Here is an 11814-nt window from a genome sequence, read left to right on the forward strand (position 1 = left end):
TGTGGTTAGGGGTGAAAGGCCAATCAAACTCCGTGATAGCTGGTTCTCCCCGAAATGCATTTAGGTGCAGCGTCGCGTGTTTCTTGCCGGAGGTAGAGCACTGGATGGTCTAGGGGGCCCACAAGCTTACTGAAATCAGCCAAACTCCGAATGCCGGTAAGTGAGAGCGCGGCAGTGAGACTGCGGGGGATAAGCTTCGTAGTCGAGAGGGAAACAGCCCAGATCGCCAGCTAAGGCCCCTAAGCGTGTGCTAAGTGGAAAAGGATGTGGGATCGCATGGACAACCAGGAGGTTGGCTTAGAAGCAGCCACCCTTTAAAGAGTGCGTAATAGCTCACTGGTCAAGTGGTTCCGCGCCGACAATGTAGCGGGGCTCAAGCACACCGCCGAAGCTGTGGCATTCACACCTAGTGTGGATGGGTAGGGGAGCGTCGTGCAGCGGGTGAAGCGGCGGAGTGATCCAGCCGTGGACGCTGTACGAGTGAGAATGCAGGCATGAGTAGCGAATGAAGGGTGAGAACCCCTTCCGCCGGATGACCAAGGGTTCCAGGGCCAGGCTAATCCGCCCTGGGTGAGTCGGGGCCTAAGGCGAGGCCGAGAGGCGTAGTCGATGGATAACGGGTTGATATTCCCGTACCCGCAAAGAAACGCCCAAGACGAACCTCAATATACTAACTACTTGATCAATTCAATGGCTTCGGCCGGCGATGCGGGAGACTAGGACCTTGTTGGGTAGTAGTTTAGTGATGGGGTGACGCAGGAAGGTAGATGATCCCGGCCGGTGGTTGTGCCGGGGTAAGCGTGTAGGCCGTACCGTAGGCAAATCCGCGGTGCATATAGGCTGAGACGTGATGCCGAGCCGTTCTGGTGAAGTCATTGATCCTATGCTGCCGAGAAAAGCCTCTAGCGATGTTTCGAGCGGCCCGTACCCTAAACCGACACAGGTGGTCAGGTAGAGAATACCGAGGCGACGGGTGAACTGTGGTTAAGGAACTCGGCAAATTGCCCCCGTAACTTAGGGAGAAGGGGGGCCGGACGCGTGAAGCCACTTGCTGGTGGAGCGTGGTATGGCCGCAGAGAGCAGGGGGAAGCGACTGTTTACTAAAAACACAGGTCCATGCCAAGTCGTAAGACGATGTATATGGACTGACGCCTGCCCGGTGCTGGAACGTTAAGGGGACCTGTTAGCTCTTCGGGGCGAAGCGGAGAACTTAAGCGCCAGTAAACGGCGGTGGTAACTATAACCATCCTAAGGTAGCGAAATTCCTTGTCGGGTAAGTTCCGACCTGCACGAATGGCGTAACGACTTCCCCACTGTCTCAACCACAGGCCCGGCGAAATTGCAGTACGAGTAAAGATGCTCGTTACGCGCGGCAGGACGGAAAGACCCCGGGACCTTTACTATAGCTTGACATTGGTATCTGAATTCGATTGTGTAGGATAGGTGGGAGCCGGTGAAGCTCGGACGCCAGTTCGGGTGGAGGCGTTGTTGAAATACCACTCTGTTGGGTTTGGGTATCTAACTTGCGGCCCTGATCGGGTCGAGGGACAGTGTCTGGTGGGTAGTTTAACTGGGGCGGTTGCCTCCTAAAGGGTAACGGAGGCGCCCAAAGGTTCCCTCAGCCTGGTTGGCAATCAGGTGTTGAGTGTAAGTGCACAAGGGAGCTTGACTGTGAGACTGACGGGTCGAGCAGGGACGAAAGTCGGGACTAGTGATCCGGCACTTGCGTGTGGAAGCGGTGTCGCTCAACGGATAAAAGGTACCCCGGGGATAACAGGCTGATCTTCCCCAAGAGTCCATATCGACGGGATGGTTTGGCACCTCGATGTCGGCTCGTCGCATCCTGGGGCTGTAGCAGGTCCCAAGGGTTGGGCTGTTCGCCCATTAAAGCGGTACGCGAGCTGGGTTTAGAACGTCGTGAGACAGTTCGGTCCCTATCCGCCGTGCGCGTTGGATACTTGAGAAGGGCTGTCCCTAGTACGAGAGGACCGGGACGGACGAACCTCTGGTGTGCCAGTTGTTCTGCCAAGGGCACGGCTGGTTGGCTACGTTCGGAAGGGATAACCGCTGAAAGCATCTAAGCGGGAAGCTCGCTTCGAGATGAGGTATCCCACCACCTTGAGTGGGTAAGGCCCCCAAGAGACTATTGGGTTGATAGGCCGGAGATGTAAGCACGGTAACGTGTTGAGTTGACCGGTACTAATAGGCCGAGGGCTTAACCACCCTAAATTTTCTGCTTGCGTCCACTGTGTGATTCACAGCAAACGAACAACCACCCCGGTTGGTGAACAATCACCGGGTTGCTGGTTGGTTCTGCTGATGGCTGTTTCGGTGGTCATAGCGGAGGGGAAACGCCCGGTTACATTCCGAACCCGGTAGCTAAGCCCTCCAGCGCCGATGGTACTGCACTCGGGAGGGTGTGGGAGAGTAGGACGCCGCCGGACTTAACGTCGAGAAACGCCCACCCGGGGTTCCGGGTGGGCGTTTCTTTTTTGCTACCCAAAAACTGTGGGTGCGGTTGTTCGCGTGGGGGACGGTTCGGGCGGGGAGGGCCATTCGAAGGCCGTCAGGCTTGATACCTCCGAATGGCCCTCCCCGCCCGAACCTTGCCTACTCACCGGGACTGCCGCGACATCAAGGGCATCTTTGGGGAGGCCGTCCGGGGTTCGGGTGGTGCGTTGGTGCGTTGGTGCGTTGGTGCGGGTGGTGGTGGGGCCGGCGCATCCACGGGGAGGGGCGGCTTGCGTGGTGAGGGGCTGGGGTTTGAGTAAAGGTGCGGTTGTCTTGGGTCGGGGGTGTGGGGGCCAATTTGGGGGTGGTGGCTTTTGGGGGTTGGGGGTGGGGGGTGGGTGAGTATGCTTGGGGTGGGCCGTGACTGGCGCGTTCGGATGGGTGACCATTGGGGAGCGGCCTCGTCGAGATGACGACTTGCCGTGCGCCTGGGCCTTCTACCTGCGTGATAGGGAGGTCCTATGTCTGAGCTGAATGCTGAATCCACCGCGTTCCGGGCCGCGCTCGATGTGGTGCGGTCTGTTGAGCCGCGTATCGCTGACGCGATCGCGAAGGAGCTGACCGACCAGCGTGAGTCGCTGAAGCTGATCGCGAGTGAGAACTACGCCTCGCCGGCGGTTCTGCTGGCCATGGGTAACTGGTTGTCCGACAAGTACGCCGAGGGCACCATCGGGCGCCGGTTCTACGCCGGCTGCCAGAACGTGGACACTGTCGAGTCGGTGGCCGTGGAGCACGCCAAGGCGTTGTTCGGGGCGCCGTACGCGTACGTCCAGCCGCACTCCGGCATCGACGCGAACCTGGTGGCCTACTGGGCGATCCTGGCCGACCGAGTCGAGGTGCCGTACCTGAAGAAGTTCGAGAAGCGGCAGATCAACGACCTCACCGACGCCGAGTGGGCCGAGCTGCGCCAGGCCTTCGGCAACCAGCGGCTGCTGGGCATGTCGCTGGACGCCGGTGGCCACCTCACCCACGGGTTCCGGCCGAACATCTCCGGCAAGATGTTCGACCAGCGGTCCTACGGCGTCGACCCGGCGACCGGCCAGATCGACTACGCCGCGCTGCGGGAGACCGCCAAGGAGTTCAAGCCGGCGGTGATCGTGGGTGGCTACTCGGCGTACCCGCGCAAGGTGAACTTCGCGAAGATGCGGGAGATCGCCGACGAGGTGGGCGCGACCTTCATGGTCGACATGGCGCACTTCGCCGGTCTGGTCGCCGGTGGCGTGTTCACCGGGGACTACAACCCGATCCCGCACGCGCACATCGTCACCACCACCACGCACAAGAGCCTGCGCGGCCCGCGCGGTGGTGCGGTGCTCTGCCAGCCGGAGCTCTCCTCGCAGGTGGACCGGGGCTGCCCGATGGTGCTCGGTGGCCCGCTGCCGCACGTGATGGCCGCCAAGGCGATCGCGTTCGCCGAGGCCCGCCGGCCGGAGTTCGCCGACTACGCCCAGCAGATCGTGACCAACAGCCAGGCGCTCGCCGAGGGCCTGCGCAAGCGGGGCGTGCAGCTGGTCTCCGGCGGCACCGACAACCACCTGGTGCTGCTCGACGTGCACCCGTTCGGGCTGACCGGCCGGCAGGCCGAGCAGGCCCTGCTGGACAGCGGCATCGTCACCAACCGGAACGCGATCCCGTCCGACCCGAACGGCGCCTGGTACACCTCCGGCATCCGGATCGGCACCCCGGCGCTGACCAGCCGCGGGCTGGGCGTCGCCGAGATGGACCAGATCGCCGAGCTGATCCACACCGTGCTGGCCGGCACCACGCCGGACCCGGCGTCCAAGGCCAAGTTCACCCTGGACCCGGCGCTCGCCGAGGGCGTCTCGAAACAGGCCGCCGACCTGCTCGCCCCGTTCCCGCTCTACCCGTCGGTCAGCCTCGGCTGATCCGCCGGCGTTCCGAAACCCGTCGTGGCCGTGACCCGGCCACGGCGGGTTTTTTCGTTGCCCCGCACGGATGCTCCGGGTTCGTACCGAAAGCCTGTTTTAGCGAGACGAGCCGGAACCGGTTTCGGACAAGCTGTTATCGCCCGCCGTGAATCTCGTCGGTGACCCTCGCGGCAGTGGCCTGACCTGGGCGAACGATGTGGACGGCGGGAACAGGAGATCGATTTCGCGGTTGCTCGTTACCGGTTCCGGAACCTCGCAACATCCTGGACATCGATTGGTAACGACTCTTAGCGTCGTGGCCTGGGTGAGCGCTCTCCCATCTTCTAGTCCCCACGTGCTGTCCCCTCCCGTCCTCCCCCTAGGAGACCCCCATGAGACGCTCCCGCTGGCGGAGCGGCGCGATCGTCGGCGTGACCGCCGCCGTCGTCGCCGGTTATGCCGCGATCACCATGACCGGCGCCTCAGCCGCGGAGACGCTGCTGTCGCAGGGCAAGCCGGCCACCGCCTCGTCCACCGAGGCGCCCGGCGCCTACCTGGCCTCCGAGGCCGTCGACGGCAACGCCGGCAGCCGCTGGTCGTCCGCCTTCTCCGACCCGCAGTGGCTCCAGGTGGACCTGGGCAGCTCGCAGTCGATCAGCCGGGTCGAGCTGTTCTGGGAGACCGCGGCCGCGAAGGCGTTCCAGATCCAGGTGTCGGACAACGCGTCGAGCTGGACGTCGATCTACTCGACCACCACCTCGACCGGCGGCAACCAGAACCTGTCGGTCACCGGCGCCGGCCGCTACGTGCGGATGTACGGCACCCAGCGGACCACCGGCTACGGCTACTCGCTCTACGAGTTCAAGGTCTACGGCGGCGGCACCACCACGCCGACCTCGCCGACCCCGACGCCGACCGGCCCCACCCTGCCCGGTGGCGGCAGCCTCGGCGCCCAGGTGACCGTCTTCGACCCGAGCATGTCGAGCGCGACCATCCAGGCCCAGGCCGACGCGATCTTCAAGCAGCAGGAGACCAACCAGTTCGGCACCCAGCGCAACCTGCTGGCCTTCAAGCCGGGCACCTACAACGGCCTGAACATCCAGGTCGGGTTCAACACCTCGGTGATCGGTCTCGGCCAGAACCCGCAGGACGTGCGGATCAACGGGGACATCACCGTGGACGCCGGCTGGTTCCAGGGCAACGCGACCCAGAACTTCTGGCGGTCGGTGGAGAACATCTCGCTCTACCCGGTCTCCGGCGCCAACCGGTGGGCGGTCTCCCAGGCGGCCCCGTTCCGCCGGATGGACGTGCACGGTGACCTGAACCTGGCGCCGAACGGCTACGGCTGGGCCTCCGGCGGCTACATCGCCGACTCGCGGATCAGCGGTGTCGAGGGTCAGTACTCGCAGCAGCAGTGGTTCACCCGGAACAGCCAGATCGGCTCGAACTCCAACGCGGTCTGGAACCAGACCTTCGTCGGTGTGCAGGGTGCTCCGGCGAACAGCTTCCCGAACCCGCCGTACACCACGATCGGCAGCGCTCCGGTGATCCGGGAGAAGCCGTACCTCTACCTGGCCGGTGCGGACTACGCGGTCTTCGTGCCCAGCCTGCAGACCAACGCGTCCGGCGTGAGCTGGGCGAACGGCAACACGCCGGGTACCAGCATCCCGCTCTCGCAGTTCTACGTGGCCAAGCCGGGCGACAGCGCGGCGACGATCAACCAGGCGCTGGCGCAGGGTCTCAACCTGATCTTCCAGCCGGGCGTCTACCACGTGAACCAGACGATCAACGTGACCCGGGCGAACACCGTGGTGATGGGCCTCGGCTACGCGACCATCATCCCGGACAACGGCGTCACCCCGATGCAGGTGGCCGATGTGGACGGCGTGAAGGTGGCCGGCCTGCTCTTCGACGCGGGCACCACCAACTCGGCGAACCTGCTGGTGATCGGCCCGAACGGGTCGTCGGCGAACCACGCGGCGAACCCGACCACCGTGCAGGACGTGTTCTTCCGGATCGGTGGCTCGATCGCCGGCAAGGCGACCAACAGCCTGCTGGTGAACAGCAACAACACGATCATCGACCACATCTGGGCGTGGCGGGCCGACCACGGCAACGCCGGGACCTACGGCTGGACGATCAACACGGCCGACAGTGGGCTGATCGTCAACGGTCAGAACGTGACCGCGTACGGGCTGTTCGTCGAGCACTACCAGAAGTACGAGGTCATCTGGAACGGCAACGGTGGCCGCACCTACTTCCTGCAGAACGAGCAGCCGTACGACCCGCCGTCGCAGGCGGCCTGGCGCAGCGGGGCGAAGGGGTACGCCGCGTACAAGGTGGCCGACTCGGTGACCAACCACGAGGCGTGGGCGCTGGGCAGCTACTGCTACTTCAACGTGGACCCGAGCATCCACTCGGACCGCGGCTTCGAGGTGCCGGTGAACTCCGGGGTCAAGCTGCACAACCTGCTGACCGTGTCGCTCGGCGGCAACGGCGTGATCGACCACGTGGTGAACAACACCGGCGCCGCGGCGCAGGGCACCGCGACGGTTCCGGTCTACGTCACCAGCTTCAACTGACCGACTGATATCGATCGGGGGTCGCCATCGGCGGCCCCCGATCACTTTATGCAACAAGAACACAACGCCGTGTTGACATCGCCGAAGCCTCGGGCGTCTACTCCAAGGCAACGTTGTCCCTCGATGTAGCGGAGGCGACATGCGCAGGCTGATGGCGGTCGCCGGCTGCGTGACGCTGGTGCTGGCCGGCGCGGCCTGCAACCGCGGCACCGGTGAGCCGGTGGTCGGGTTGATCACCAAGACCGATACCAACCCGTTCTTCGTGACCATGAAGCACGGCGCCGAGCAGGCCGCCGACGAACAGGGCCTGGATCTGCTGACCTTCGCCGGGAAGGTGGACGGCGACAACGAGGCGCAGGTGCAGGCGATCGAGAACCTGATCTCCTACGGCGCCGAGGGCTTCCTGATCACGCCGAACGACTCGAAGGCGATCGTGCCCTCGCTGGACCGGGCGCACAAGGCGGGCATGCTGGTGATCGCGCTGGACACCCCGGTCGACCCGCCGGACGCCGCGGACGCCACCTTCGCGACCGACAACTACCAGGCCGGCAAGCTGATCGGCGAGTGGGCCAAGGCCAAGTTCGCCAAGGACGGCAAGCAGGCGAAGATCGCCATGCTCGACCTCAACCCGAACCAGGTCTCCGTCGACGTCAAACGCGACCAGGGCTTCCTCGAGGGGTTCGGGATCCCGAACGGCGACCCGAACCGGATCGGCGACGAGAACGACCCGCGGATCGCCGGGCACGACGTCACCGACGGCAACGAGGAGGGCGGCCGTACCGCGATGGAGAACCTGCTCCAGAAGGACTCGTCGATCAACCTGGTCTACACGATCAACGAGCCCGCCGCGGCCGGGGCCTACCAGGCGCTCAAGGCGGCCGGCAAGGAGAAGGACGTCACCATCGTCTCGATCGACGGCGGCTGCCCGGGCGTCGACAACGTGGCGAACGGGGTCATCGGGGCCACCTCGATGCAGTTCCCGATCAAGATGGCCCAGCTCGGCATCGAGGCCATCGCGCAGTACGCCAAGGACGGCACCAAACCGCAGAACACCGCCGGCAAGGACTTCGTCGACACCGGCGTCCAGCTGATCACCGACGACCCGCAATCCGGCGTGGAGGCCAAGGACTCCGCGTGGGGCAAGCAGAACTGCTGGGGGTGAGCCTTGAGCACGACGTCCACCGCGGCCGGGTTCGACGTACGCCGGCACGACTCGTTCGGGTTGCGGCTGCAGCACACGCTGCACGGCAACCCGGTCCTCGGGCCGCTCGCCGTACTGATCCTGGCGATCATCGCCTTCTCGATCGTGAACACCCGGTTCTTCGCCGCGGCGAACCTGTCGCTGGTGCTCCTGCAGGTCACCGTGATCGCCACGATCGCGCTGGGGCAGACGATGATCATCTTGACCGCCGGGATCGACCTGTCGGCCGGCGCGATCGCGGTCTTCTCCTCGGTGCTGATGGCCCAGTTCTGCGTCAAGGGCGGGATGCCCGGGGTGCTCGCGCTGCTGCTCGGCTTCGCCTGCGGCACCGCGATGGGCGCGATCAACGGGGCGCTGGTGACCCGGATCAAACTGCCGCCGTTCATCGTCACGCTCGGCACGCTGACCATCTTCTTCTCGCTGAACTCGGTGGTCAGCAACAGCGAGACGGTGCGCGGCTCGGACATGCCCGGCCTGATGACCTGGACCGGTGACGCCATCGCGCTCGGGAGCTTCCAGCTCAGCTACGGCTCGATCATCATGCTGCTGCTGTTCGCCTTCTTCTGGTACGCGCTCGGGCGGACCGCGTGGGGCAAGCACGTCTACGCCACCGGGGACGACGTGGAGGCGGCTCGGCTGGCCGGCATCCGTACCGGACGGGTGCTCTTCTCGGTCTACACGGTGGCCGGACTGCTCTACGCGATCGGCGGCTGGATCCTGATCGGCCGGCTTGCCTCGGCCAGCCCGAACGTCGGCACCGAGTACAACCTGGACTCGATCACCGCGGTGGTGCTCGGCGGGACCAGCCTGTTCGGCGGGCGCGGCGGGGTGATCGGCACGCTGATCGGCGCGCTGATCGTCGGGGTGTTCCGCAACGGCTTGCAGCTGGCCGGCGTCGCGGTGGTCTGGCAGGGCTTCGCGATCGGCCTGCTGGTGCTGATCGCGGTCTCGCTGGACCAGTGGATCAGGAAGGTGAAGGCATGACCCAGCCGGTTCTGCAGGCCAAGGGCCTCACCAAGCGGTACGGGCGGGTCGTCGCGATCGACGGCAGCGACCTGGAGCTGCTGCCCGGCGAGATCCTCGCGGTGATCGGGGACAACGGCGCCGGCAAGTCCAGCCTGATCAAGGCGCTCTCCGGCGCGCTGATCCCGGACAGCGGCGAGATCCGGCTGGACGGCGTGCCGGTCAGCTTCCGCAACCCGATGGAGGCCCGCGAGGCCGGCATCGAGACCGTCTACCAGACCCTGGCCGTCGCGCCCGGCCTGGACATCGCGGACAACCTGTTCCTCGGCCGGGAGGAGCGGCGCTCCGGCCCGCTGGGATCGATCTTCCGGATGCTGGACCGGCGGCACATGCGCGAGGAGGCCGCCCGGCACATGAGCGAGCTGGGCGTGGCCACCCTGCAGAACATCGGGCAGGCCGTCGAGTCGCTCTCCGGTGGTCAGCGGCAGGCGGTCGCGGTGGCCCGGGCCGCCGCGTTCGGCAGCAAGGTGGTGATCCTCGACGAGCCGACCGCGGCGCTCGGCGTCAAGGAGGGCAACCGGGTCCTCCAGCTGATCCGCGACGTCCGGGACCGCGGCCTGCCGGTGATTCTGATCAGCCACAACATGCCGCACGTCTTCGAGGTCGCGGACCGGATCCACATCCAGCGGCTGGGCCGCCGGATCGCGGTGATCACCCCGTCCTCGCACTCGATGTCGGACGCCGTCGCGATCATGACGGGCGCCGCCGCGCCGCCCGGCGCCGACTCGCCGGCCGACGCGGGCACGCCGCCAGAGACCCCGCCCGGCGCGGCGACCCCGTCAGCGTGACCCGCTGGGGCGGATCAGTCCGGCCTCGTACGCGGCGATCACCAGCTGGGCGCGGTCGTGCGCGCCCAGCTTGGTCATCGCGCGGTTGACGTGGGTCTTCACCGTGTGCGGGCTGACCGTCAGGTGCTCGGCGATGTCCTGGTTGGACAACCCGGAGCCGACCAGCAGCAGCACCTCGCGCTCCCGCTCGGTGAGCGCGGCCAGGCGTTCCGGGGCGGGCGCCGCGCCCTGCTCGGGGCGGGCCAGATAGCGCGCGATCAGGCTGCGGGTGGCGGCCGGGGTGAGCAGCGCGTCGCCCCGGTGCACCACCTCGACGGCGTGCAGCAGCTCGGCCGGTTCGGCGCTCTTGCCGAGGAAACCGCTCGCGCCGCAGCGCAGGGCGGCGAAGACGTACTCGTCGATCTCGAACGTGGTCAGGATCAGCACCCGGACGCCGGCCAGTGCCGGGTCGGCGGTGATCAGCCGGGTGGCGGCCAGGCCGTCCAGTTCCGGCATCCGGATGTCCATCAGCAACACGTCGGCGCCGGGGGAGCGGGCCAGCGCGACCGCCTCGTGACCGGTCCGGGCGGTGCCGGCCACGGTCATCCCGGGGGTCGAGGCGATCAGCGTGGCGAAGCTGGCCACCAGCAGCGGCTGGTCGTCCGCGAGACCGACTCTGATCATGCGGCGGCACCGGTGGGCAGGGTGGCGCTGACCCGGAAGCCGCCGATCGCCCGCGGCCCGGCGTGGAACTCGCCGCCCAGGGCGGTGACCCGCTCGCGCATCCCCAGCAGGCCGTGACTACCTGTGGAAACTCGGTTGTCCACAGGGCTGTCCACAGGCGGGCGGTCGTTTTCCACAACCACGGTCAGGGTGCCGGCCTCGTGCCGGAGGGTGAGCCGGACCGCGGTGGGGCCGGCGTGCCGGGCGACGTTGGTCAGCGACTCCTGGACCACCCGGTAGGCGACCACGTCGGCGGCGGGCGGGATCGGCGGCGCGTCCTCCTGCCGGACGAAGGAGATCGTCAACCCGGACCGGCGGAACGCCGTGAGCAGGTCGTCCAGGGCGGCCAGGCCGACCGCCGGCTCGACCGGCGCGGCCGGCTCGCCGGGCCGGCGCAGCAGGCTGACCGCGTCGCGCAGCTCGGCCAGCGCGTCCCGGCTGCCCCGCCGGATCTGCTCGAAGGTGGCCCCGGCCGGATCGCCGGCCGCCAGGTGGGCGGCCACCCCGGCCTGCACGTTGATCAGCGCGAGGTGGTGGCCGACGCTGTCGTGCAGGTCCCGCGCGATCCGCAGGCGCTCGGCGGCCAGCCGCTCCTCGGCCCGCAGCAGCGCCTCGGCCAGGTAGAGCCGGCGGTTGCGGGCGGCCTCGCCGGCGGCCACCGCGACGCCGCCGAGGGCGGCCAGCGCCAGGTTCTCCGGGCCCAGCCAGTGGTCGGCCCGGACCGCGGTGTGGAATGCCCCGATCGCGGCCACCACCAGGCAGGCGATCAGCCACGGGTGCCGCCGGCCGCGGGTCTCCACCACGGTGTAGAGGGCGAGCAGCGGCGCGGCCAAGACCAGCAGCCCGGCGCCGCCGGGCACCCAGCCCAGGTAGCCCTCGGCGGCCACGGTGGCGGCCAGCAGCACCGGGACCGGCCACCGGCGGCGCCAGACCAGCGGCAGGCAGGTGGCGGCGACCAGGGCGAGCGCCACCGGGTTGCGCAGGTGACCGGGGAACGCCGAGGTGATCAGCACGACCAGGGCGATCGTCGCCGCGATGGCGGCGTCCATCACCTGTGGACGGCTGTGGAACCGCATGTCCACACGGTACGGTCCGGCGGGCCGCCGGGGCATACCGCGAGCGCGGTATCCGCAAGATGC

7 protein-coding genes, 2 rRNA genes and 1 riboswitch (1 of these 10 cut by a window edge) are annotated in these 11814 nt (G+C 66.9%); of the genes, 7 read left to right on the forward strand and 2 right to left on the reverse strand.

Going from position 1 to position 11814, the window contains the following annotated elements:
• The 7 genes from BJY16_RS10540 to BJY16_RS10570 all read left to right on the forward strand — a co-directional run.
• Window positions 1-2223 (forward strand): 23S ribosomal RNA (locus tag BJY16_RS10540) (it extends 851 nt beyond the left edge of the window).
• A 104-nt stretch (window positions 2224-2327) separates the two neighbouring features.
• Window positions 2328-2444: ribosomal RNA gene (gene rrf / locus BJY16_RS10545) — 5S ribosomal RNA — on the forward strand.
• A 417-nt stretch (window positions 2445-2861) separates the two neighbouring features.
• A riboswitch (ZMP/ZTP riboswitch) is annotated at window positions 2862-2952 on the forward strand.
• Window positions 2953-2972: 20 nt separating this feature from the next.
• Window positions 2973-4397 (forward strand): glycine hydroxymethyltransferase, encoded by a 1425-nt coding sequence (locus BJY16_RS10550; RefSeq protein ID WP_185039148.1) that lies wholly within the window; start codon window positions 2973-2975, stop codon window positions 4395-4397.
• Window positions 4398-4771: 374 nt separating this feature from the next.
• Complete coding sequence (locus BJY16_RS10555) at window positions 4772-6961, forward strand: discoidin domain-containing protein (RefSeq protein ID WP_185039151.1); 2190 nt, start codon at window positions 4772-4774, stop codon at window positions 6959-6961.
• A 139-nt stretch (window positions 6962-7100) separates the two neighbouring features.
• Complete coding sequence (locus BJY16_RS10560) at window positions 7101-8123, forward strand: sugar ABC transporter substrate-binding protein (RefSeq protein ID WP_185039152.1); 1023 nt, start codon at window positions 7101-7103, stop codon at window positions 8121-8123.
• A 3-nt stretch (window positions 8124-8126) separates the two neighbouring features.
• On the forward strand, window positions 8127-9146 hold the full coding sequence (locus BJY16_RS10565; protein ID WP_185039154.1) for an ABC transporter permease: 1020 nt from the start codon (window positions 8127-8129) through the stop codon (window positions 9144-9146).
• A complete protein-coding gene (locus BJY16_RS10570; RefSeq protein ID WP_185039157.1) occupies window positions 9143-9973 on the forward strand; it encodes an ATP-binding cassette domain-containing protein in 831 nt (276 codons plus the stop codon). Before BJY16_RS10565 ends, BJY16_RS10570 begins: the two co-directional genes overlap by 4 nt.
• Here the strand turns inward: BJY16_RS10570 and BJY16_RS10575 are convergent.
• Window positions 9965-10636, reverse strand: a complete 672-nt coding sequence (locus BJY16_RS10575) for a response regulator transcription factor (protein ID WP_185039160.1) — start codon at window positions 10634-10636, stop codon at window positions 9965-9967. The genes BJY16_RS10570 and BJY16_RS10575 overlap by 9 nt on opposite strands.
• Entirely contained in the window at window positions 10633-11751 is a 1119-nt protein-coding gene (locus BJY16_RS10580) for a sensor histidine kinase (RefSeq protein WP_185039163.1), read from the reverse strand. Before BJY16_RS10580 ends, BJY16_RS10575 begins: the two co-directional genes overlap by 4 nt.
• Window positions 11752-11814 lie beyond the last annotated feature (63 nt).

Origin of the sequence: Actinoplanes octamycinicus (genome assembly GCF_014205225.1) — a bacterium.
Classification (GTDB): Bacteria; Actinomycetota; Actinomycetes; order Mycobacteriales; family Micromonosporaceae; genus Actinoplanes; species Actinoplanes octamycinicus.

Excerpts from the sequence above, each read along its gene's own strand:
- BJY16_RS10550 (WP_185039148.1), top strand. The coding sequence starts at position 2,973 with ATGTCTGAGCTGAATGCTGAATCCACCGCGTTCCGGGCCGCGCTCGAT.
- BJY16_RS10560 (WP_185039152.1), top strand. The coding sequence starts at position 7,101 with ATGCGCAGGCTGATGGCGGTCGCCGGCTGCGTGACGCTGGTGCTGGCC.
- BJY16_RS10575 (WP_185039160.1), bottom strand. The coding sequence starts at position 10,636 with ATGATCAGAGTCGGTCTCGCGGACGACCAGCCGCTGCTGGTGGCCAGC.
- BJY16_RS10580 (WP_185039163.1), bottom strand. The coding sequence starts at position 11,751 with ATGCGGTTCCACAGCCGTCCACAGGTGATGGACGCCGCCATCGCGGCG.
- BJY16_RS10555 (WP_185039151.1), top strand. The coding sequence starts at position 4,772 with ATGAGACGCTCCCGCTGGCGGAGCGGCGCGATCGTCGGCGTGACCGCC.
- BJY16_RS10570 (WP_185039157.1), top strand. The coding sequence starts at position 9,143 with ATGACCCAGCCGGTTCTGCAGGCCAAGGGCCTCACCAAGCGGTACGGG.